We start from the raw sequence: 20,762 nt of genomic DNA on the forward strand, positions 1-20,762 counted from the left end.
GATGAGCAGGACAGAAGGTCCGATCATGATGACGGTGCTGGCCGAGCGGCTGCAGGTGCAGTGGTTCCGGCCGCAGCAAGCGGCCGGAACCGCTACCCAGCCGACCGTGGTGCTGCTGCACGAGGCCCTAGGCAGTATCGCCCAGTGGCGCGGCTTTCCGCAAACCCTGGCCGACGCCACCGGCCTGCCGGTGATGGCCTATGACCGCTGCGGCTTCGGTGGCTCCCAGGCGCTGATGGCGCCCCGCGGCCTCGACTACCTCGATCGCGAACTCGCCAGTCTCGACGCCCTGCTGAGCGCCTGCGACATCCAGCGGCCGCTCCTCTTCGGCCACAGCGACGGTGCGACCCTGGCTCTGCTTTACGCGGCCGCCTTCCCGGAGCGACCGCTGGCGGTGATCAGCGAAGCGGCCCATCTCTTCGTCGAGGAGGCGACCCTGGCGGGAATCCGTGCCGTGGTCCAGCGCTGGCAGAACAGCGACCTCTGCCAGCGCCTCAGCCGTTACCACGGGGCGAAGGCCGAAACGGTCTTTGCCACCTGGGCCGAGACCTGGCTCGACCCGGCCTTCCGCAGCTGGAACGTCGAGGCGCAGATGGCCGCGGTGCGCTGCCCGGTTCTCGCCCTGCAGGGCGAAAACGACGAGTTCGGCACCGTCCGCCAGCTGCAGGCGGTAGTGGACGGGGTGGGTGGCCGCTGCCGCAGCTGCCTGCTCGCCGATTGCGCCCACGTTCCCCACCGCCAGGCCGAAGCCGAGGTGCTGGCCGAAGTGTGCGACTTCCTCGGCGAACTGGTCGCCGCCTGATCCCGGAGGGACGATGGAGATTCGCAACCCCAACTATCGCGCAGCAACCGCCGCCATCTTCGGCGCCGCCCCCTTTATCGGCGAGCTCGGCATCGAAGCGGTGACCATCGCTCCCGGCCGCGTCGAAACGCGCCTGGCGGTGACGGCGCGCCACCAGCAGCAGGACGGGTTTATCCACGCCGGGGTCCAGGCGACCCTCGCCGACCATACCGCCGGCGCCGCGGCCTTTACCGTGATCGGCGCCGACCAGCTGGTTTTGACCAGCACCTTCACGATCAACCTCCTCGCCGCCGCGCGGGGCGAGGAGTTGTGGGCCCGGGCCGAGGTGATCAAGGCCGGGCGCCGCCTGGTAGTGGCCGAGGCGAGCGTCTATGTACGGCAGGCCGCGGCCGAACAGCTGGTGGCCCGGGCGCTGGTGACCCTCGCCGTGCTGCCGCGGCCGACGAAAAATAGCGAGGACCACCCGCAAGGGTAGGGGACGGCGAATACCATGACCCTTCTCAAGAGTTCGATCAACAGCCAGAGTGAGGAATTCCGCGCCAATGCCGAGGCGCTGCGGCGCCAGGTCGCCGACCTCGAGGAGCAGGTCGCGCGGATCAAGCGTGGTGGCGGCGAGCAGTCCTGCGCCAAGCATGTCGGTCGCGGCAAGCTGCTGCCGCGGGAGCGCATCCGCCACCTCCTCGATGTCGGCTCCCCCTTCCTCGAACTCTCCCAGTTCGCCGCCTTCAACATGTACGGCGGTTCGATCCCGGCCGCCGGGCTGATCACCGGCATCGGCCGGGTGGCGGGGGAGGAGTGCATGATCGTGGCCAACGACGCTACGGTCAAGGGGGGGACCTACTTTCCGATCACCGTCAAGAAGCACCTGCGCGCCCAGGAGATCGCCGCGGAGAATCATCTCCCCTGCATCTACCTGGTCGACTCGGGGGGTGCCAACCTCCCGGAGCAGGACCAGGTCTTCCCCGACCGCGAGCACTTCGGCCGCATCTTCTACAACCAGGCGACCCTCTCGGCCCGCAACATCCCGCAGATCGCCGTGGTGATGGGGTCCTGCACCGCCGGCGGCGCCTACGTCCCGGCGATGGCCGACGAGAGCGTCATCGTCAAGGGGAACGGCACCATCTTCCTCGGCGGCCCGCCGCTGGTCAAGGCGGCGACCGGCGAGGTGGTGACGGCCGAGGAGCTCGGCGGCGCCGAGGTCCACTGCCGCACCTCGGGGGTGACCGACCACTACGCCGAGAACGACGAGCACGCCCTCGCCATCACCCGGCGCATCGTCGGCCACCTCAACCGTCGCAAGCCGCCGCTCGGCCTGAAGCTGCGCCCGGTGCAGGAACCCCTCTACGACCCGGCGGAGATCGACGGCATCATCCCCGCCGACGTGCGCAAGCCCTACGACGTGCGCGAGGTGATCGCCCGGCTGGTCGACGGCAGCGAGTTCGACGAGTTCAAGCAGCTCTTCGGCGCCACCCTGGTCTGCGGTTTCGCCCACATCTTCGGCTACCCGGTGGGGATCGTCGCCAACAACGGCATCCTCTTTTCCGAGTCGGCCCTTAAAGGGGCGCACTTCATCGAGCTCTGCAGCCAGCGCGGCATCCCGCTGATCTTTTTGCAGAACATCACCGGCTTCATGGTCGGCAGCAAGTACGAGGCGGGCGGCATCGCCAAGGATGGCGCCAAGATGGTCACCGCCGTCGCCTGCGCCGCCGTCCCCAAGTTCACCGTCCTGATCGGCGGCAGTTTCGGCGCCGGCAACTACGGCATGTGCGGTCGCGCCTACGGTCCGCGCCTCCTCTTCATGTGGCCCAACGCGCGCATCTCGGTGATGGGGGGCGAACAGGCGGCGAGCGTCCTCGCCCAGGTCAAGCGTGACGCCCTCGAGGCGGCCGGCGGCAGCTGGAGCCGGGACGAGGAGGAAGCCTTCAAGGCGCCGATCCGTGAACAGTACGAGACCCAGGGGCACCCCTACTACGCCAGCGCCAGACTCTGGGACGACGGCATCATCAAGCCGGCCGACACCCGCATGGTCCTCGGCCTCGGGCTGTCGGCGGCGCTCAACGCGCCGATCGCCAAAACCGACTTCGGCATTTTCAGGATGTGAGCCATGAGCAATGCAGCCCTATTGAGTGAAACCGACGAGTACGGCCGGGCCACCATCACCCTCAACCGGCCCGACCTGCACAACGCTTTCGACGACACCCTGATCAGTTCGCTGACCTCGGAGCTGCGTCGCCTCGACCGCGACGACAACGTGCGGGTGGTGCTGCTGGCGGCGCGCGGCAAGAGCTTTTCCTCCGGCGCCGATCTCAACTGGATGCGGCGCATGGCCGATTACTCCTTCGAGGAGAATCTCGCCGATGCCATGGACCTGGCGGAGCTGATGAAGACCCTCGCCAACCTCGCCAAGCCGACCATCGCCCTGGTACAGGGGGCGGCGATCGGCGGCGGCGTCGGCCTGGTCGCCTGCTGCGACATCGCCCTGGCGACCACCGAGGTCACCTTCTGCCTTTCCGAGGTGAAGCTCGGCCTGATCCCGGCGGTCATCTCCCCCTACGTCGCCGCCGCCATCGGGCCGCGGGCCACCCGGCGCTACTTCATCACCGCCGAGCGCTTCGATGCCGCCGAGGCGCATCGTCTCGGCCTCGTTCACGAGCTGGTCCCCCCCGGGGAGCTCGAAGCCCGGGCGGACAGCCTCAGCCGGCTGCTGCTGCGCAACAGCCCCCGGGCGATGGCCTCGGTCAAGGAGCTGGTTGCCGAAGTGTCGCTCAGCTTTCTCGACGATGACCTGATCGCCGACACCGCCGAGCGGATCGCCGAAGCGCGGGCTTCGGACGAGGGGCGCGAAGGGCTCTCGGCCTATCTCGAAAAACGCCCACCCAACTGGATCCGGGGATGATGCGATGATCGCCAAGCTGCTGATAGCCAACCGCGGCGAGATTGCCTGCCGCATCATCCGTACCGCCCGCCGGCTCGGCATTGCCACGGTGGCGGTCTATTCCGACGCCGACCGCTGTGCGCGCCATGTCGAACTCGCCGACGAAGCCCAGCACCTCGGGCCGGCGCCGGCGCGGGAGAGCTACCTCGCCGGCGACCGTATCCTCGCCGCGGCCCGCGCCAGTGGCGCCGACGCCATCCATCCCGGCTACGGCTTTCTGGCCGAGAACGCCCCCTTTGCCGCCGCCTGCGGCGAGGCCGGACTGATCTTCGTCGGCCCGCCGGTAGCGGCGATCGAGGCGATGGGGTCCAAAAGCGCCGCCAAGCAGATCATGAGCGCGGCCGGCATCCCCCTCGTCCCCGGCTACCACGAGAGCGACCAGTCGGACGAGCGCCTGCGCCGCGCCGCCGACGCCATCGGTTACCCGCTGCTGATCAAGGCGAGCGCCGGTGGCGGCGGCAAGGGGATGCGGGTGGTGAACCACGGCGACGACTTTGCCGACGCCCTCGCCGGCGCGCGGCGCGAGGCGGCCGCCGCCTTCGGCGACGACCGGGTGCTGCTCGAACGCTACCTGCAGCGTCCCCGCCACGTCGAGGTCCAGGTCTTCGGCGACAGCCAGGGGAACCTGCTCCATCTCTTCGAGCGCGACTGCTCGATCCAGCGCCGGCACCAGAAGGTGATCGAGGAGGCGCCCGCCCCCGGCCTCGCCCCCGACCTGCGCGCGGCGATGGGCGCCACCGCGGTGGCGGCGGCGCGGGCGATCGCTTATGTCAGCGCCGGCACCGTCGAGTTCCTCCTCGATCACGACGGCTCCTTCTATTTCATGGAGATGAACACCCGTCTCCAGGTCGAGCACCCGGTCACCGAGATGATTACCGGCCAGGACCTGGTCGAATGGCAGTTGCGGGTCGCGGCCGGAGCAGCGCTCCCCGCCTCCCAGCAGGAGCTGACGATCAGCGGCCATGCCATCGAGGCGCGGATCTATGCCGAGGACCCGGCGCGCAACTTCCTCCCCGCCACCGGCCGCATTCGTCATCTGCGCCAGCCGCCGGAATCGCCCCATGTGCGGATCGACAGCGGGGTGCGCGAGGGGGACGAGGTCAGCATCCACTACGACCCGATGCTCGCCAAGCTGATCGTCTGGGACCGGGACCGGCCACGGGCGGTGCGGCGCCTGCAGCAGGCCCTCGGCGCTTTCCAGGTTGCCGGGGTGAGCTCCAACCTCGGCTTTCTCGCCACCCTCTGCGCCCACCCGGCCTTTGCCGCCGCCGATCTCGATACCGCCTTTATCGAGCGCCACGCCACCGAGCTCTTCCCCGAGCCCGGGCCGGTCAGCGAACGGATGCTGGCCCTCGCCACCCTGGCGCTGCTGCTGCGGCGTAACGCCGAGGCGGCAACGGCTGCCGCCGCCAGCTCGGATCCCTGGTCCCCCTGGCATCGTACCGATGGCTGGCGCCTCAACTCCGATAACCACCACGAGTTCGGTTTCAGCGACGGCGGCGAGCGCCTCGCCGTCACCGTCCATTATCGCGGCGACTCTTACCTCTTCGACCTGCCGGGCGGGCAGCTCAGCGCCAGTGGCGCCATCGACAGCTCCGGGGAGCTCTGTGCCGAACTGGGGGGAGAGCGTTGCCGGGTGACGGTGGTGCAGCACGGTCGCGAGCTGACCATCCTCAGCGGCGGCCGCAGCCACCTGCTCCTCCTCGACGATCCGGGGCTCCAGGTTGCGGCCGAGACGGGGGGCGGACGGCTCACCGCGCCGATGCCGGGGAAGGTCGTGGCGCTCCTGGTCAAGACGGGCGACCGCGTCGAGCGGGGCGCCAGGCTGGCGATCCTCGAGGCGATGAAGATGGAGCACACCATCACCGCCCCCGCCGCCGGGGTGGTGGCGAGCCTCCCCTTTGCTGTCGGGGCCATCGTCAGCGAAGGGGTCGAACTGCTCAGTATTGTGCCGGACGCGGAGGAGGGATGAAGCTGCCGCGCCAGGTCAGGCTGGTCGAGGTCGGCCCCCGTGACGGCCTGCAGAACGAAGCGGGCGCGGTCCCGACGGCGACCAAGATTGCCTTCATCGACCGGCTCAGCGCCACCGGCCTGAAGGCGATCGAGGCGACCAGTTTCGTCGCGCCGCAGGCGGTGCCGCAGCTGGCCGACGCCGCCGCGGTGCTGGCCGGTATCGAGCGCCGGCCGGGGGTGGTGTACAGCGCGCTGGTCCCCAACCGGCAGGGACTGGAGCGGGCCCTGGCCGCCGGGGTCGAGGAGATCGCGCTTTTTGCCGCCGCCTCCGAGACCTTCTCACAGCAGAACATCCACTGCTCCATCGCCACCAGCCTGGAGCGCTTCGCCGAGGTCGCCGCCATCGCCCGGCCGCGGGGAATCCGGTTGCGCGGCTATATCTCCTGTGTCGCCGGCTGTCCCTACGAGGGAGCCGTACCTCCGCAGCGGGTGGCGGAACTCGCCGGTCGCCTGGCGGCCCTTGGCTGCGCCGAGGTCTCCCTCGGCGACACCATCGGCGTCGGCACCCCGGGCCAGATCCAGGCCCTGGTGAAAGAGGTGGCACAACAGGTGCCGGTGACGCGGCTGGCGGTCCATTGCCACGACACCTACGGCCAGGCGCTGGCCAACATCCTGGCCGCCCTTGAGGTCGGGGTCGCCGTCTTCGACAGCTCGGTCGCCGGTCTCGGCGGCTGTCCCTATGCGCCGGGAGCCTCGGGAAATGTGGCGAGCGAGGATCTCCTCTATCTCCTCAACGGGCTCGGCATCGAGAGCGGTGTCGATCTCGACGGGCTGATCGATGCCGGCTGTTTCATCAGCGCTGCCCTCGGCCGGCCGACCGGGTCAAAAGTGGCGCTGGCGCGCCGCGGGTGCGGCGCCGGCTGAGGCGGGAATCGACCCAAGAAGAGCAACGAAGACCGGCGCCCCGGCGTCGGACCATGAGCCCATGGATGCAGGCAGGGCAGGGAGAAGCGCGATGAAACTGAAAGAGATTCTGGTTTACCTCGACCCGACCCCGGCGAGTAACGACCGGGTGGCGGCGGCCCTGCTCCTGGCCCGCAAGCATGACGCCCGGCTGCGTGGCCTCTACGTCTACGAAGGGCCGGGGCAGCAGGACCCGGCCGCCGAGTTGGGCCGGGTACGCGAAGCCTTCGAGCGCCAGGTCGCGGCGGCCGGGGTCGCCAGCGGCTGGGTGGCGGTCGATCTCGGCTTCACCAAGATCAGCCTGGTGGAGATGCTCGGCTACCAGTGCTGTTTCGCCGACCTGCTGGTGGTGAGTCAGCCGGCGGTAGAGAAGGACGGGTTGGCGGGAATGGCGCGGCTCCTGCTCGGCGCCGGCTGCCCGGTGCTGGTGGTGCCGCTGGCGAATTGCCCGCTGCGCCTCGGCGAACGGGTGCTGGTCGCCTGGAAGGCCGGACCGAAAGCGTCGCGGGCGCTGCGCGATGCCCTGCCGCTGCTGGCCCTGGCCGAACAGGTCAGCCTGGTCTCGATCGGGAGTGGGGGGATCGGGATCGTCGACGAGAGCAGCCGGCTGCGTGACTATTGTAACGGTCACGGCCTGGCGGCGCTGGTCGAACAGATTCCCCGGACCAGCCTCGATGTCGGCGAAGACCTGCTCAACCTCGCCGCCGACCACGCCGCCGACCTGGTGGTGGTCGGGGTTCACGTTACCAGCCGCCGCGGCCGGCTCGAGCTGGGCGAGGTCGGCAACCGCCTCCTCAGCCAGATGACGGTGCCGATGCTCCTCGCCAACTGAGCGGTCCGGCGTCCCGGGGGAGCGATGCTCTATCCTTGACAACATCCGCCTATGCGGATATAAGAGAAACCATGAAGACGACGACGCGCCTGTTCAAAGCCCTGGCCGACGAAACCCGGCTGCGCATTCTTGCCCTGTTGCGGGAGGGGGAACTCTGCGTCTGCGATCTGATGGCGGTCCTGAACCTGCCGCAGTCGACGGTCTCGCGCCATCTCGCCTACCTGCGCAACGCCGGGCTGGTCGACGACCGGCGCCAGGGGGTCTGGATGTTCTACCGCCTCGCCGACGCCGGGAGTCCCTTCGCCGATGAGTTGCTGGCCCTGCTCGGCCGGCGGCTCGGCGAACTGGCGCAGGTACGCCGGGACCTCGAAGCGCTGCGGCGGCGGGAGGTGACCGGCGCTGCCGGCGGCTGCCGCTGAATTTTTTTACCCTGAGCTATCCGCCCAGGCGGATGTATTGGAGGTTGCAATGGTGAAAAAACGGGTCCTCTTTCTCTGTACCGGCAACTCCTGCCGCAGCCAGATGGCTGAAGGTCTCGTCAACCATGACTTCGCCGGGCGCGTCGCGGCTTTCTCCGCCGGGACCGAGCCGCACGGCCTCAACCCGCGGGCGGTGCAGGTGATGGCCGAACTCGGCATCGACATCAGCGCCAACAGCTCCGATCACATCAGCCGCTACGAATCACAGCCCTTCGACTACGTCATCACCCTTTGCGGCGATGCCAACGAGAAGTGCCCCCTCTTCTTCGGCGGGGTGCGGCGGCTGCACATGGGCTTCGACGACCCGCCGCGGGCGAGGGGGAGCGAGGACGAGGTGCTGGCGGTCTACCGCCGGGTGCGTGACGAGATCCGCCACACCATGCAGGACTTCTTCCGCCGGGAACTCGCAGCGGACCACTCCTGACCTGCCACGAAGGATGACAGCCATGACCACCCTCTCCAGACGCCTCTCCTTTCTCGATCGTTACCTCACCCTCTGGATTTTTCTCGCCATGCTGGTCGGCGTCGGCGCCGGCTGGTTCTTTCCCGGGATCAAGGAGTTCGTCAACCTCTTCAGCGTCGGTACCACCAATATCCCCATCGCCGCTGGCCTGATCCTGATGATGTATCCCCCCTTCGCCAAGGTTCGCTACGAGGAGTTGCCCGACGTTTTTGCCAACAAGCGCATCCTCGGCCTCTCCCTGCTGCAGAACTGGGTAATCGGCCCGCTTCTGATGTTCTTCCTTGCCATCATCTTCCTGCATGGCTATCCCGAGTACATGGTCGGCCTGATCCTGATCGGCCTGGCGCGCTGCATCGCCATGGTCATCGTCTGGAATGAGCTCGCCAAGGGAAACAGTGAATACGCCGCCGGACTGGTCGCCTTCAACAGCATCTTCCAGGTCCTCTTCTTCAGCGTCTACGCCTGGTTTTTCATCAGCGTGCTGCCACCCCTTTTCGGCCTGCAGGGGGCGGTGGTTGACATCACAATTGGCGCCATTGCCAGGAGCGTCTTCATCTATCTCGGCATCCCCTTCCTCGCCGGGGCCCTGACCCGGCTGATCGGCGTCAAGCTCCTCGGGCGCGAGCGCTACCACGCGGTGGTGGTGCCCAGAATCAGCCCGCTCACCCTGATCGCGCTCCTCTTCACCATCGTCGTCATGTTCAGCCTCAAGGGGGAGCTGATGGTGCAGATCCCCCTCGACGTGGTGCGCATTGCCGTCCCGCTGCTGATCTACTTCGTGCTGATGTTCCTGGTCTCCTTCTGGATGGGGCGCAAGGTCGGCGCCGACTACAGCCGCACCACCACCCTCGCCTTCACCGCGGCGAGCAACAATTTTGAGCTTGCCATCGCCGTGGCGGTGGCGGTCTTCGGCCTCAACTCCGGCGCCGCCTTTGCCGCCGTCATCGGCCCGCTGGTCGAGGTGCCGGTGATGATCGGCCTGGTCCATGTCGCCTTCTGGTTCCAGCGCCGCTGGTTCGGCGCGCAGGTCACTTTTTAGGTTCTCCCTGCGAGGCGGGAAAGAGGAGGTAAGGGCTTTCGCAGCCGGTCGGAAGCTGTTCTGCTATAATAGATCCTTTACCGCCACCCCAGCCGACCGGGAGGAGCCGATGGAGCTGCGCAACACCCGCACCACCATTCTCAACAGCGGCACGCCGGAGCAGAAACGTGCCGAGATCCGCGCCTACTTTCACGCCTCTTACAGCCTCGATGAACAGCTCTACGACACCCTCGCCGATGACGCCGCCTTCTACCTGCGCCCCGAGCCGCTGCGCCATCCGCTGATCTTTTACCTCGGCCACACCGCCGCCTTCTACATCAACAAGCTGATCGTCGCCAGGGTCATCGACGAGCGCATCAACCCCGGCTATGAGGCGATGTTCGCCATCGGCGTCGACGAGATGTCCTGGGACGACCTCAATGACGCCAACTACGACTGGCCGACGGTGGCGGAAGTCAAGGCCTACCGCAATACGGTGCGGAACCTGGTCGACGGCGTGATCGCGAGCCTGCCGCTGACCCTCCCCATCGACTGGGAAAACCCCTGGTGGGCGATCATGATGGGGATCGAGCATTCGCGCATTCACCTCGAGACCTCCTCGGTGATCATCCGCCGTCTCCCCATCGAGCGGGTGCGGCAGCTGCCGCTCTGGGAAATCTGCACCGAGAGCGGCGCCGCGCCGCAGAACCGGCTGCTGCCGGTAGCCGGCGGCAAGGTGACCCTCGGCAAGCAGAAGGACCATCCCCTCTACGGTTGGGACAACGAGTTCGGGCACCACCGTTTTGTCGTCGACGATTTCGAGGCGAGCCGCTACCTCGTTTCCAACGCCGAGTACCGCGAGTTCGTCGACGCCGGCGGCTACCGCACCCCAAGCTACTGGAGCGACGAGGGGGAGCGCTGGCTCACCTTCTCCCGCGCCGAACATCCCCTCTTCTGGATCAAGGACGGCGATTCCTACCGTTTTCGAACCATGGCGCAGGAGATCGCCATGCCCTGGGACTGGCCGGTGGAGGTCAACCAGCTCGAAGCGAAGGCCTTCTGCAACTGGAAGGCGAAAACGACGGGCAAACCGATCCGCCTGCCGACCGAGGACGAGTGGTACCGGCTCCACGACCTGCTCGAGATTCCCGATCAGCCCTACTGGGAGCAGGCGCCGGGGAACATCAACCTCGAACATTTCGCTTCCTCCTGCCCGGTCAGCAAATTCGAGTTCGGCGACTTCTGCGACGTCGTCGGCAACGTCTGGCAGTGGACCGAGACGCCGATCACCGGCTTCGACGGCTTCGAAGTCCATCCCTGGTACGACGACTTCTCGACCCCGACCTTCGACACCCAGCACAACCTGATCAAGGGGGGCTCCTGGATCTCCACCGGCAACGAGGCGACCCGCGACTGCCGCTACGCCTTCCGGCGCCACTTTTTCCAGCATGCCGGCCTGCGCTACGTCGCCAGCGAGCAGGCGGTGGAGGAGCCGGAGGCGATGTACGAGAGTGACACCGCCGTCGCCCAGTATTGCGACGCCCACTTCGGCCCCGACAAGTTCGGGGTGCCCAACTTCCCCGCCACCCTTGCCGGCATCTGCGCCGAGGCGATGGGCGGCTGGCCGAAACAGCGCGCCCTCGATCTTGGCTGCGCCGTCGGCCGCGGGAGCTTCGAGCTGGCCAGGCACTTCGACTTCGTCACCGGCATCGACTTCTCCGCCCGCTTCATCCGCATCGCCTACCAGCTGCAGGAGAAGGGGGTGATCCACTACCAGCTCCCCGAAGAGGGGGAGATCGTCTCCTTCCACGAAAAGCGCCTCCAGGACTTCGGTCTCGCCGAGACGGCGCAGCGGATCGAGTTCTTTCAGGGGGACGCCCACAACCTCAAGCCCCAGTTTGCCAACTACGACCTGGTCCTCGCCGCCAACCTCCTTGATCGCCTTTACGACCCGGCGCGCTTTTTGCGCATGATCCGCGAGCGCATCAACCCCGGTGGCCTGCTCGTCCTTGCCTCTCCTTACACCTGGCTCGAAGAGTTCACCAAAAAGGAGCACTGGATCGGTGGCGTGCGCCGCGCCGGTGAGCCCTTTACCACCCTCGAGGGGTTGCAGGAGCAGCTCGGCGACCACTTCCGGATGATCGGCGAGCCGCGCGACGTCCCCTTCGTGATTCGCGAGACCGCCCGCAAGTTTCAGCACAGTGTCTCGCAGCTGACGATCTGGGAGCGGCTGGAAGGATGACGGCTTTCGACCTCGCCCGCGCCCGCCGCGAAACCCGCGGCTGCGAGAAGCTGATCCACTTCAACAACGCCGGCGCCGCCCTGCCGCCAGTGCCCGTGGCCGACGCCCTGCACGACTACCTGCGCGACGAGGAGCTGCATGGCGGCTACGAGGTGATGGCCCGGCGCGAGCTAGAGCTGGAGCACTTCTACGTCGCCGCGGCCCGGCTTTTGAACTGCGCGCCCGCCGAGATCGCTTTTGCCGAAAGCGCAACCCGCGCCTGGAACGCCGCCTTCTACGCCCTGAAGTTCCGGCCCGGCGCGCGCATCCTGGTAGGCAGCGCCGAGTACGGCAGCAGCCTGGTCGCGATGCTGCAACGGGCGCGGAACGAGGGGGTCGAGATCGTCGAAGTCCCCGACGACGGCCATGGTCAGGTCGACCTGGCGGCGCTGGAGCGGCTGATCGACGCCCGCACCCGGCTGATCTGCCTGACCCAGGTCCCCTCCGGCGGCGGCCTGGTCAACCCCGCCGCCGCCGTCGGCCAGCTCGCAAGAAGAGCCGGCATTCCCTATCTCCTCGACGCCTGCCAGGCCCTCGGCCAGCTCCCGGTCGATGTCGAAGCGATCGGCTGCGACCTCCTCTGCGGCACCGGCCGCAAGTTCCTGCGCGGCCCGCGCGGCACCGGCCTCCTCTACGTTCGCAACTCCCTGCTCGAGACGCTCGAACCGCACGAGCTCAACCACTTCGCCGCACCGATGCTCTTCGCCCGCGACTACCGGCTGCGCCCGGACGCCCGCCGCTTCGAGACCTGGGAGCGCAGCTATGCCGGCCAGCTCGCCCTCGGCGTCGCCATCGATTACGCCCTCGACTGGGGGTTGGAGACGATCAGCGCCCGCATCGGCCACCTCGCCGCCGAGCTGCGCCGTCAGCTCGCCACCCTCGACGGGGTCACCGTTGCCGACCGCGGCCTGCTGCAGTGCGGCATCGTCACCTTCCACGCCCGCCAGCGGCCTGCCGCCGAATTGCAGCAGCTCCTCGCCGACCGCGCCATCAATGTCGCCACTGTCCCTTTTTCCGCCAACCCTCTCAGCTCGGAGCAGCATCCGCACCCGCCGCTGTTGCGGGCTTCGCTGCATTACTACAACAGTGCGGAGGAGGTGGAGCGGTTTGTGGGGGAATTGCAGAAGTTGTTGTGATGGGGTGGAGTTAAAAGGCAGGAAAGTTCTTTGGACACGGATTCCACGGATGAACACGGATTAGGGGCAAGGACTGTAAAATTCAGGTTTGGCTTGATCCGTGTTCATCAGATTTGATCCGAGTTCGGCGGGTTATTTTGGTGTTTGCTGCATGGAAGGCGAAACAAAAGAGAAGACAGGAGCACTTGGACACGGATTTCACGGATAACCACGGATTAGGGGCAAGGACTTTAGGGTTCATGTTTGGCTTGATCCGTGTTAATCAGATCTGATCCGTGTCCAAAGTTTTTAATCTTGAATTTGACAGATTTCGATGATTCAAGAAGGAGGGGGAATGAAACACGAGGAAATCACAAATCAGATCATCTGCAGTTTTTACAATGTCTACAACAAGCTCGGGTATGGATTCCTGGAAAAGGTCTATGAAAACGCACTATTCATTGAACTCGCACTCACCGGTCTTGCCGTCCAGCAACAAGCCGCAATCGTTGTAAATTATGCCCAGCAGATGGTCGGTGAGTATTTTGCGGACCTGTTGGTAGAAGAAAAGGTTATCGTCGAAATCAAGGCAACCCGAGTCTTGAACGGCACCCATGAGGCGCAGCTACTGAATTATCTGAAGGCAACGGATGTTGAGGTGGGGCTGCTGCTCAACTTTGGCCCCAAAGCAGAGGTGAAGCGAAGCGTATTCGATAACTGCATGAAATAAGAGCTCTGGAAAAACAAATATCCCCCGTCTGGTTCTTAGGCTTAGCTGGACGAAATTTGAGTCACTTCGAAACCATTTTTTCTCCATTGCCGGCGGTGTAAATCAGTTTGTGTAAATGGCTTGGGTTTTTGTCGTCAGTAAACCGGCAACCTGCCTTCGAACAAGATAGAGAACTGGTTGAGAGCGGCCTTCCAGTCCCGAATCGGCAGGGTCCATTTCTTGGCGATATTGTTCAGCGCCAGGTAGAGCAGTTTGAACATGGCTGCGTCGTTGGGGAATGAGCCCCGGTTCTTGGTGACCTTGCGCAGCGACATGTTCAGCGATTCGATCGCATTGGTGGTGTAGATCACCTTGCGAATCTCCGCCGGGTAGGCGAAAAACGGGGTGATTCTCTCCCAGTTCCGCCGCCAGGACTGGCCGATGGAGGGGTGGGTTTTATCCCACTTCGCTTCGAACTCCGTCAGGTTCATTTCGGCCTGCTCGGCCGTCGCGGCCTGGTAAATGGACTTCAGATCGGCCGCCACTTCCTTGCGCTGTTTCCAGGAGACGTAGCGGAGAGAATGGCGCACCATGTGAACGAGGCAGAGCTGGACCTGGGTGCGAGGAAAGACTGCTTCGATGGCCTCGGGGAAACCTTTGAGCCCGTCCACGCAGGCGATGAAGATGTCTTCGACACCCCGGTTTTTCAACTCGGTCACCACCTGTAGCCAGAACTTGGCGCCCTCGTTCTCGGCCACCCACATGCCCAGGACCTCCTTGATGCCGTCCAGGGTGACGCCCAGGGCCAGGTAGACCGCTTTATTGCTGACGTGGCCGTTGTCTCGCACCTTGACCCGGACCGCGTCCATATAGACGATGGGATAGAGGGCGTCGAGCGGTCGGTTCTGCCAGATCTTGACCTCGTCCGCGACGGCATCGGTCACGCTGGAAATGAGGGCGGGAGAGACCTCGACGCCATAAATCTCTTCCAGATGCCCCTGGATCTCCCGGGTCGTCATCCCCCGGGCGTAGAGGGAGATGATCTTGCCGTCGAAGCCGGCGAAGCGGGTCTGGCCCTTGGGAATGATGAGCGGCTCGAAGCTGCTGTCCCGGTCACGCGGAACCTCGATCGGCAGTTTGCCGAATTCGCCCTTGATGGTTTTGGCCGACTTGCCATTGCGGGCATTGCCGCCTTTCGTGGCCACGGGAGCATGCTTCTCGTGCCCCAGGTGTTGGGTCAATTCCGCTTCCAAAGCTCGTTCCAGAAGGGCCTTGGTGAGCTGTTTAAGCAAGCCGGTTTCGCCGATCAGGTCTTCGGGCTTCTTGTAGTCGGCAAGCAGACGGTCCAGCAGATCTTTTTCGATGGCCATGGGGGCTCCTTAGAGGGTGGGGTCCCGGTGTACCCCTGAATGGCCATTTACACAATCTTTTTTACACCCTCCCATTGCCTGGAGATTTACCTCCCCTGGTCGATTACAATAGAGCATACATTTTCCGCCAACCAGAGGGCAGGATCCCGGCGGAATTAACGAGATCGGGGAATCGAAACCATGCTTAGACTAATCACTGGATTTTTGCTGCTGGCACTCTGCGGTTGCGGGAATGTCCAGCCCATCGCCAAGGCCACCACCCCCGAAATTGCCAGCGTCGGCGACACGGTTATCCTCGATGCCAGCGCCACCCTTCTCGACCGCGACTCGACCTACCTCTGGACCATCGATTCGGCGCCGAGCGGCAGCACCGCGACCATCGCCAACCCCCACGCGGCGAAAACATCCTTCGTCCCAGACCTGCCCGGCCGCTACACCTGCACCGTCACTGTTGCCAACGAGGATTTCAGCGATGTCACCTCCATCATCGTCACGGTGATCCCGGCGGTCGCCGACGGCGTCACCGAAGTCGGGGTGCTGGTCATCCACAGCGTCGACACCCTGCTCGGCTGGCAGATCGGCCGCACCCTCGCCGAGGCCGCCGATCTCGTCGCCCTGGAATATCCCACCCTGGTCACCGGGTGGAACGATGGGACCATTATCGCCACCCTGATCAACGTCCCCATCCCCCACCCGGAACTCTACCGGGTGGTCGACTGGACCGTCGAGTTAATCCTGACACCATGACCTGTTGCCGGAGGGGACGAAAGAGAGAAGTTGGTACGGAGTTCCGGGCTCCCTAGCCCCTTACAAAGGAGATTCCACCGTGATCGCCGTAATCTTTGAAGTCTGGCCGGTTGAGGAAAGGGCTGAAGAGTACTTCGATTTGGCTGCCTCCTTGCGGTCAGATTTGCAAAAAATTGACGGGTTCATTTCCATCGAGCGGTTCGAGAGCCTGACGACCAGGGGGAAATATCTTTCGCTGTCGTTCTGGCGTGACGAAGAGGCCGTTCGCAGTTGGCGCACCCTTGAGGACCATCGAAACGCCCAGGCCAAAGGACGCGATGGTGTCTTCGCCGATTACCGGTTGCGTGTTGCCTCGGTGGTGAGGGATTACGGGCTGGCGGAACGCGGCGAAGCACCCGATGACAGCCGTGAGGTGTTCGGCTAGCAACTTTCGGATTGTCTTCCTGGGAGCAATAAACGAACAAAAGCCCCGACCTGTTACTCGGTCGGGGCTTTTGTTCAGTCGGGAATGAACTTGACGGGGCCGAAAGGGCGCTTATTTGCTTTTCTTCCTGCCCGGACAAGGAAAGGGGGACAGATTTATTTATTGCCTTTCCGATTCACCCCGTGCTACTTTCCGGCTATGCCAAGAACCGCTCGCATCATCATTCCCAATTTTCCCCATCATATTATCCAGCGCGGGCATAACCGGCAGACGGTATTTGCCAGCGACGAGGATTACCTCTACTACCTGGCCAATCTGGCCGAGTGGAAAAAGGCCTACGAGTGCAAGGTGTATGCGTATTGCCTGATGACCAACCACATTCACCTGGTGGTCGATCCGGGAGATCGGGCGGAAGCTATCGGGAAATTGATGAAACGCGTTGCCGGACGGCAGACGCGCTATGTCAACCGTCTTGAGGGGCGTACCGGGACCCTGTGGGAGGGACGGTTCAAGTCGAGCCCGATAGACAGCAATGCCTATCTGCTGGCCTGCTGCCGGTATGTGGAGATGAACCCGGTTTTCGCGGGGGTATGTGAAGATCCTGCGCGCTACCGGTGGTCAAGTTGTGGTGCCAGAACCGGCCAGCAGTCCCTTGACTGGCTCGATTTGGATTCCCTCTATCTGGGGCTGGGAGTTGCAAACGAGGAGCGCGCAGCCAAATACCGGGCCTTTCTGGCCGGGACGATTTCCGAAGAGGAGCGGTCGATAATTCTCGGTGCCGTTACCCGCGGACAATTGACGGGCGGAGCATCCTTCGTCGATGAAATTGAAAAGAGACTGGAGCGCAGGGTCGAGTTACGTCGCCCCGGGCGCCCGCGAAAGGACCAGAAATAAAGCTACCCGTTGGCTCCTGGTCTCCTGTGCTCCTGGAAGGAGAGCCGCACCCTAAGAAGCTGGGGGAGTTCCGGAGACAGCATACTTAATTCAAAAGTCCCGACCGGATTTCCGACTGGCGTTTTTAACCAGTTGGTAAAATTGACTTCCTTGACTCGACGAAAAATCCTTTATTTCCGCTTCTGAAACTAAGTCGTATCCCCCGGGGTTTCTGAATGGACACGAGGTAGTCGAAAGGCTCATCTCTATGCGTATGCCGGGGCGTCTCGGAAGGGTCTGATCACTCAGCCTTCCAACTCCTGCCGGTCAAGGGATTCCACCTCGGAGCGCCCGAGCCAATAACAGGCGAGCGGAGCCGGAATCTTCAGTGCCTTGAAGTCCTCGGTTGCGGAAAGGGACAGTATCCCGAAATCGGCAGCGTCCTTGGTTATAACGTAAGCGCGATGGACCTTTCGCTCCTGACAGAACTGAACCAGGCCTTTCAGCTCCGAAGTCCCAACATTCTGCCCGCGATACTTGACCTCGAAAGGGACCAGCCGTTTGCCGGTATCGGCGATGATGTCCACCTCCTGATCCTTCTTTCCACGCCAATAGGAAAAGGAGATGCTTCGCTGGTAATAGCGGCTGAAGACGTGCTTGAAGAAGGCGGTCTCTACCGCTTGGCCGAGCTTTTGGGTGTCCTCCAGCAGTTCCTTCCCCTTGAGCATTACCCCGGGAGCGATAGCGGCGTCCGCAAGGTAGACTTTTGACCGGCCGCGCAGGATCTCCTTGCCGTATCCGAAAGGCCGCAGCCTGTAGATCAGGTGAGTCGCTTCGAGCAAATCGATGAAGTTGTTGGCGGTCCCCTTTTTAACCTCCAGATTGCTGCACAAAGCCTGGATGTCGAGGAGCCCGCCGTCGTGAAGGCAGAGGTAAAGAAATGTCTGTTCCAGTTCAAGGACGCGCCTGACGCCAAAGAGTGCGGTCATGTCACGTTTTAGGACTTTGTCGACGATGTCCTCTCGGAGAAGCTTCTGGGCCAGGGTTATGCTGCTGACCAGGGAGCTTTGGGGAAAGCCACCTCGTAACAGGTATTCGTGGAACAGCCCGGTCAGTGGCCGAGCTTCTTCCCCTGTGCGGGCGAACCAGTTGGGAGACTTGTCAAAGAGTCCGGCGAGGGTGGAGACAGGGGGGAGATCGGGCACCGGATCGCGCCGGATTTGCAGATATTCGTAAAAGGACAGAGTAGCCAGCCGAATGGTGTGCCAGCGTCCTACCCCTGATTCGAGACCCTCGGTTTCCAGTGGGGTTGCCGAGCCAGTGACGGCGATGCGCCGGCGCTTTTCAAAATCGACCTGATGCTTGAGCCAGACCTGCCAATCCTTGGTCGCCTGGATTTCATCGAGGAATAGGTATTCGACACCATCTCGACCCGGTTCGAATTCGCGCCAAAGTTGCAGCAAACCATCAAGCCCGATCAATTTGAGCAGCGGATGGTCAAAGGTCGCGTATAGAATGTTGGTTGGAGGGACACCCTTGTCGAGAAGCTGGTCAATCGCTTGCAGGAACAGGGTGGTTTTTCCAACCTGGCGTGCCCCCGAGAGGAGAAGTGCTCTTCCGGCAGGTGGGTTTTGCAGCCAGTCGCCAATTTCCTGAAATGCGGCCCGATGCCATGGGGGGAGCTCAGGAAACCGCCCACCCGACCACCAAGGGTTATAACGACGCAGTACCGCAATAAGTTCAGCATTGGACGCAATCACGTGAAAACCTCCCCAAAAAGTAATTTTAAGGTAAGTATATTAGTCTAAAAATTTAATATCAAGCCAATCCTCGGCAAATTCTAGGCTTAATTACAAGTAAGGGCCGCAGTGATTACCTCATCCCCCCGCCTAAACTCCAGGCCAGAGCCCTTCATGGGACGCCGAATCGAATTCAGAAACCCGGCCGGGACTTTTTATCCCATCAGCAACCCCAGGTTGGCCCGGTCGGTAGACCGTCCATTTGGACGGGAGATGTCATTTGGGTCACCCTGAAGCTTTGCTTTTACGATCGCCGGATGATTTACCTCCGCCGGTCGATTACAATAGAGCAAAGATTTTCCGCCAACCCCACGACAGGTGCCCGGCGGAACCAACAAGATCGGGGAGTCGGAACCATGGTCAGACGAATCACTGGAATTTTGCTGCTGGCGCTCTGCGGTTGCGGGAATGTCCAGCCCATCGCCAAGGCCACCACTCCCGAAATTGCCGCAGTCGGCGATACGGTTATGCTGGATGCCAGCGCCACCCTCCTTGACCGTGACGCGACCTACCTCTGGACGCTCGATTCGGCCCCCTCCGGGAGCACCGCGACCATTGCCAACCCCCGGGCGGCGAGGACCTCCTTTGTCCCCGACCTCCCCGGGCGCTACAGCTTCACCGTCACCGTATCCAACGAGGACTTCAGCGACGCCACCTCCATCGTCGTGACCGTTATCCCGGCGGTCGCCGACGGCGTCACCGAGGTCGGGGTGCTGGTCATCCATAGTGTCGATACCCTGCTCGGCTGGCAGATCGGCCGCACTCTCGACGAAGCCGTCGATCTCGTTGCCCTGGAATATCCCAACCTCGTCGCCGACTGGAACGACGGGACCGTAATCGCCTCGCTGATCAACGTCCCCATCGCCGACACCCCGCACCCGGAGCTTTACCGGGTAGTCGACTGGACCGTGGAGCTGATCCCGGCACCCTGAACTTTTGCCGGCCTGACAAGGACACACCGGGAGGCTGTTCCGATTCTCGCAGACGCTTACAAGGGAGATTCCACCATGATCGCCGTCATCTTTGAAGTCTGGCCGACGCCGGGGCGGGCCGAGGAGTACTTCGACCTGGCCGCGTCTCTGCGGGCGGAGTTGCAGCAGATCGACGGCTTTATTTCCATCGAGCGCTTCGAGAGCCTGACGACCCCGGGGAAGGTTCTCTCGCTCTCCTTCTGGCGGGATGAAGCGGCCGTGCGCAACTGGCGCAATCTGGAGAGGCACAGAAAAGCCCAGGCCCGAGGGCGCGGCGGCATTTTTGCCGACTACCGGCTGCGGGTCGCGGCGGTGGTGCGGGATTATGGGATGACGGAGCGCGGCGAAGCGCCGGATGACAGCCGCGACCTGTTCGGCTGACCAGCCCCAAGATAAACAAAACGAAGTCCCGACGAATCTCCGGCCGGGACTTCTTTTTTGTGGGGAAGTGACTTTGGCGGCGCGGGAAGGCCGCTCAGTTGCTTTAATCCCGGCCCCGGGCGGATAATGAAAGCGAACTGCCGCTTTTCACACCTTATCCACCCACAGGGAGCACACCATGAACAGCTTACTGCGTCTCGCCATCGTGGCCATGCTGCTGGCGGTGCCGTTATCCGCGCTGGCCATGCACCATGAAGTCAAGGTCGCCGAAAAGGCCGGCATCGGCCACTACCTGACCGATGCCGAAGGGAAGACCCTCTACTGGTTCAAGAAAGACATGCCGGGGATGAGCGCCTGCAGCGGCGGGTGCGTCGGCAACTGGCCGATCTTCTACCGGGAAAGCGTGATGGCGCCGGCGGAGGCCGCAGCCGCCGACTTCGCCACCATCACCCGTGAGGATGGCCAGCAGCAGACCACCTTCCGCGGTTATCCGCTCTACTGCTTTGCCGGCGACAGCGCTGCGGGGGAGACGAACGGCCAGGGATTGAAGGAGGTCTGGTTCGTTGTCGATCCAGGCAACTTTCCCCCTCACTGATGAAGAGGAAACACCCGTCTCCTACTGAGACGAAGCCCCGACCGGATTCCCG

Annotated in this window: 21 protein-coding genes; 19 read left to right on the plus strand and 2 right to left on the minus strand. The window is 63.8% G+C overall.

The genetic code is table 11. From position 1 onward, the window contains the following. The first annotated feature begins 1 nt into the window (after window position 1). From DBW_RS00255 to DBW_RS00315, 13 genes are all read left to right on the plus strand, one after another. Entirely contained in the window at window positions 2–802 is an 801-nt protein-coding gene (locus tag DBW_RS00255) for an alpha/beta fold hydrolase (protein WP_082820084.1), read from the plus strand. Window positions 803–815: 13 nt separating this feature from the next. Beyond that, a complete protein-coding gene (locus DBW_RS00260; protein WP_066722559.1) occupies window positions 816–1,277 on the plus strand; it encodes a PaaI family thioesterase in 462 nt (153 codons plus the stop codon). Between the two features lie 15 nt (window positions 1,278–1,292). Continuing rightward, complete coding sequence (locus DBW_RS00265) at window positions 1,293–2,903, plus strand: carboxyl transferase domain-containing protein (RefSeq protein ID WP_066722561.1); 1,611 nt, start codon at window positions 1,293–1,295, stop codon at window positions 2,901–2,903. A gap of 3 nt (window positions 2,904–2,906) precedes the next feature. Further along, window positions 2,907–3,698 (plus strand): enoyl-CoA hydratase/isomerase family protein, encoded by a 792-nt coding sequence (locus DBW_RS00270; RefSeq protein ID WP_066722563.1) that lies wholly within the window; start codon window positions 2,907–2,909, stop codon window positions 3,696–3,698. A 4-nt stretch (window positions 3,699–3,702) separates the two neighbouring features. Then, window positions 3,703–5,709: an acetyl/propionyl/methylcrotonyl-CoA carboxylase subunit alpha gene (locus DBW_RS00275; RefSeq protein ID WP_066722566.1), complete on the plus strand. Its 2,007-nt coding sequence runs from the start codon at window positions 3,703–3,705 to the stop codon at window positions 5,707–5,709. Continuing rightward, complete coding sequence (locus DBW_RS00280) at window positions 5,706–6,614, plus strand: hydroxymethylglutaryl-CoA lyase (RefSeq protein WP_066722569.1); 909 nt, start codon at window positions 5,706–5,708, stop codon at window positions 6,612–6,614. Before DBW_RS00275 ends, DBW_RS00280 begins: the two co-directional genes overlap by 4 nt. Window positions 6,615–6,705: 91 nt before the next feature. Continuing rightward, a complete protein-coding gene (locus tag DBW_RS00285; RefSeq protein WP_066722571.1) occupies window positions 6,706–7,485 on the plus strand; it encodes a universal stress protein in 780 nt (259 codons plus the stop codon). A gap of 71 nt (window positions 7,486–7,556) precedes the next feature. Next, on the plus strand, window positions 7,557–7,904 hold the full coding sequence (locus tag DBW_RS19110; protein ID WP_066722573.1) for an ArsR/SmtB family transcription factor: 348 nt from the start codon (window positions 7,557–7,559) through the stop codon (window positions 7,902–7,904). 49 nt (window positions 7,905–7,953) lie between these two features. Beyond that, window positions 7,954–8,388, plus strand: coding sequence for an arsenate reductase ArsC (locus tag DBW_RS00295; protein WP_197463684.1), 435 nt, complete (start codon window positions 7,954–7,956; stop codon window positions 8,386–8,388). 22 nt (window positions 8,389–8,410) lie between these two features. Continuing rightward, window positions 8,411–9,466 carry an ACR3 family arsenite efflux transporter gene (gene arsB / locus DBW_RS00300; protein WP_066722575.1) on the plus strand — a complete coding sequence of 352 codons (1,056 nt, stop codon included), beginning with the start codon at window positions 8,411–8,413 and terminating at the stop codon, window positions 9,464–9,466. 109 nt (window positions 9,467–9,575) lie between these two features. Beyond that, entirely contained in the window at window positions 9,576–11,687 is a 2,112-nt protein-coding gene (ovoA, locus tag DBW_RS00305) for a 5-histidylcysteine sulfoxide synthase (RefSeq protein ID WP_066722583.1), read from the plus strand. Beyond that, window positions 11,684–12,862 (plus strand): aminotransferase class V-fold PLP-dependent enzyme, encoded by a 1,179-nt coding sequence (locus tag DBW_RS00310; RefSeq protein ID WP_066722585.1) that lies wholly within the window; start codon window positions 11,684–11,686, stop codon window positions 12,860–12,862. The genes ovoA and DBW_RS00310 overlap by 4 nt, the downstream gene beginning before the upstream one ends. A gap of 334 nt (window positions 12,863–13,196) precedes the next feature. Then, window positions 13,197–13,571 (plus strand): GxxExxY protein, encoded by a 375-nt coding sequence (locus DBW_RS00315; RefSeq protein ID WP_066722587.1) that lies wholly within the window; start codon window positions 13,197–13,199, stop codon window positions 13,569–13,571. A gap of 134 nt (window positions 13,572–13,705) precedes the next feature. Here DBW_RS00315 and DBW_RS00320 read toward each other — a convergent pair whose 3' ends face one another. Continuing rightward, complete coding sequence (locus tag DBW_RS00320) at window positions 13,706–14,920, minus strand: IS256 family transposase (RefSeq protein WP_066722594.1); 1,215 nt, start codon at window positions 14,918–14,920, stop codon at window positions 13,706–13,708. Window positions 14,921–15,100: 180 nt separating this feature from the next. Here DBW_RS00320 and DBW_RS00325 point away from each other — a divergent pair, with 180 nt between their 5' ends. The 3 genes from DBW_RS00325 to DBW_RS00335 all read left to right on the plus strand — a co-directional run bounded on the left by DBW_RS00325 (window position 15,101) and on the right by DBW_RS00335 (window position 16,985). Then, on the plus strand, window positions 15,101–15,667 hold the full coding sequence (locus DBW_RS00325) for a PKD domain-containing protein (protein ID WP_157471652.1): 567 nt from the start codon (window positions 15,101–15,103) through the stop codon (window positions 15,665–15,667). 79 nt (window positions 15,668–15,746) lie between these two features. Further along, window positions 15,747–16,091 (plus strand): antibiotic biosynthesis monooxygenase family protein, encoded by a 345-nt coding sequence (locus tag DBW_RS00330; protein WP_066722601.1) that lies wholly within the window; start codon window positions 15,747–15,749, stop codon window positions 16,089–16,091. Between the two features lie 198 nt (window positions 16,092–16,289). Next, window positions 16,290–16,985: a transposase gene (locus DBW_RS00335; protein WP_066729561.1), complete on the plus strand. Its 696-nt coding sequence runs from the start codon at window positions 16,290–16,292 to the stop codon at window positions 16,983–16,985. Window positions 16,986–17,269: 284 nt separating this feature from the next. Here DBW_RS00335 and DBW_RS00340 read toward each other — a convergent pair whose 3' ends face one another. Next, on the minus strand, window positions 17,270–18,724 hold the full coding sequence (locus DBW_RS00340; RefSeq protein WP_066722604.1) for an ATP-binding protein: 1,455 nt from the start codon (window positions 18,722–18,724) through the stop codon (window positions 17,270–17,272). 395 nt (window positions 18,725–19,119) lie between these two features. On the opposite strand from DBW_RS00340, the gene DBW_RS00345 reads away from it, so the two are divergent. From DBW_RS00345 to DBW_RS00355, 3 genes are all read left to right on the plus strand, one after another. Next, the gene (locus DBW_RS00345) at window positions 19,120–19,695 is read left to right on the plus strand and encodes a PKD domain-containing protein (protein ID WP_066722607.1); all 576 of its coding nucleotides are present in this window, start codon (window positions 19,120–19,122) and stop codon (window positions 19,693–19,695) included. A gap of 75 nt (window positions 19,696–19,770) precedes the next feature. Further along, window positions 19,771–20,115 carry an antibiotic biosynthesis monooxygenase family protein gene (locus tag DBW_RS00350; RefSeq protein WP_066722609.1) on the plus strand — a complete coding sequence of 115 codons (345 nt, stop codon included), beginning with the start codon at window positions 19,771–19,773 and terminating at the stop codon, window positions 20,113–20,115. A 178-nt stretch (window positions 20,116–20,293) separates the two neighbouring features. Then, window positions 20,294–20,710: a COG4315 family predicted lipoprotein gene (locus DBW_RS00355; RefSeq protein WP_066722612.1), complete on the plus strand. Its 417-nt coding sequence runs from the start codon at window positions 20,294–20,296 to the stop codon at window positions 20,708–20,710. Window positions 20,711–20,762 lie beyond the last annotated feature (52 nt).

The organism is Desulfuromonas sp. DDH964, assembly GCF_001611275.1.
Classification (GTDB): domain Bacteria; phylum Desulfobacterota; class Desulfuromonadia; order Desulfuromonadales; family DDH964; genus DDH964.

Excerpts from the sequence above, each read along its gene's own strand:
- DBW_RS00295 (WP_197463684.1), top strand. The coding sequence starts at position 7,954 with ATGGTGAAAAAACGGGTCCTCTTTCTCTGTACCGGCAACTCCTGCCGC.
- DBW_RS00355 (WP_066722612.1), top strand. The coding sequence starts at position 20,294 with ATGAACAGCTTACTGCGTCTCGCCATCGTGGCCATGCTGCTGGCGGTG.
- DBW_RS00345 (WP_066722607.1), top strand. The coding sequence starts at position 19,120 with ATGGTCAGACGAATCACTGGAATTTTGCTGCTGGCGCTCTGCGGTTGC.
- DBW_RS00280 (WP_066722569.1), top strand. The coding sequence starts at position 5,706 with ATGAAGCTGCCGCGCCAGGTCAGGCTGGTCGAGGTCGGCCCCCGTGAC.
- DBW_RS00335 (WP_066729561.1), top strand. The coding sequence starts at position 16,290 with ATGCCAAGAACCGCTCGCATCATCATTCCCAATTTTCCCCATCATATT.
- DBW_RS00315 (WP_066722587.1), top strand. The coding sequence starts at position 13,197 with ATGAAACACGAGGAAATCACAAATCAGATCATCTGCAGTTTTTACAAT.
- DBW_RS00270 (WP_066722563.1), top strand. The coding sequence starts at position 2,907 with ATGAGCAATGCAGCCCTATTGAGTGAAACCGACGAGTACGGCCGGGCC.
- DBW_RS00285 (WP_066722571.1), top strand. The coding sequence starts at position 6,706 with ATGAAACTGAAAGAGATTCTGGTTTACCTCGACCCGACCCCGGCGAGT.
- DBW_RS19110 (WP_066722573.1), top strand. The coding sequence starts at position 7,557 with ATGAAGACGACGACGCGCCTGTTCAAAGCCCTGGCCGACGAAACCCGG.
- arsB (WP_066722575.1), top strand. The coding sequence starts at position 8,411 with ATGACCACCCTCTCCAGACGCCTCTCCTTTCTCGATCGTTACCTCACC.
- DBW_RS00260 (WP_066722559.1), top strand. The coding sequence starts at position 816 with ATGGAGATTCGCAACCCCAACTATCGCGCAGCAACCGCCGCCATCTTC.
- DBW_RS00320 (WP_066722594.1), bottom strand. The coding sequence starts at position 14,920 with ATGGCCATCGAAAAAGATCTGCTGGACCGTCTGCTTGCCGACTACAAG.
- DBW_RS00255 (WP_082820084.1), top strand. The coding sequence starts at position 2 with ATGAGCAGGACAGAAGGTCCGATCATGATGACGGTGCTGGCCGAGCGG.
- DBW_RS00325 (WP_157471652.1), top strand. The coding sequence starts at position 15,101 with ATGCTTAGACTAATCACTGGATTTTTGCTGCTGGCACTCTGCGGTTGC.
- DBW_RS00275 (WP_066722566.1), top strand. The coding sequence starts at position 3,703 with ATGATCGCCAAGCTGCTGATAGCCAACCGCGGCGAGATTGCCTGCCGC.
- DBW_RS00310 (WP_066722585.1), top strand. The coding sequence starts at position 11,684 with ATGACGGCTTTCGACCTCGCCCGCGCCCGCCGCGAAACCCGCGGCTGC.
- DBW_RS00350 (WP_066722609.1), top strand. The coding sequence starts at position 19,771 with ATGATCGCCGTCATCTTTGAAGTCTGGCCGACGCCGGGGCGGGCCGAG.
- DBW_RS00265 (WP_066722561.1), top strand. The coding sequence starts at position 1,293 with ATGACCCTTCTCAAGAGTTCGATCAACAGCCAGAGTGAGGAATTCCGC.
- ovoA (WP_066722583.1), top strand. The coding sequence starts at position 9,576 with ATGGAGCTGCGCAACACCCGCACCACCATTCTCAACAGCGGCACGCCG.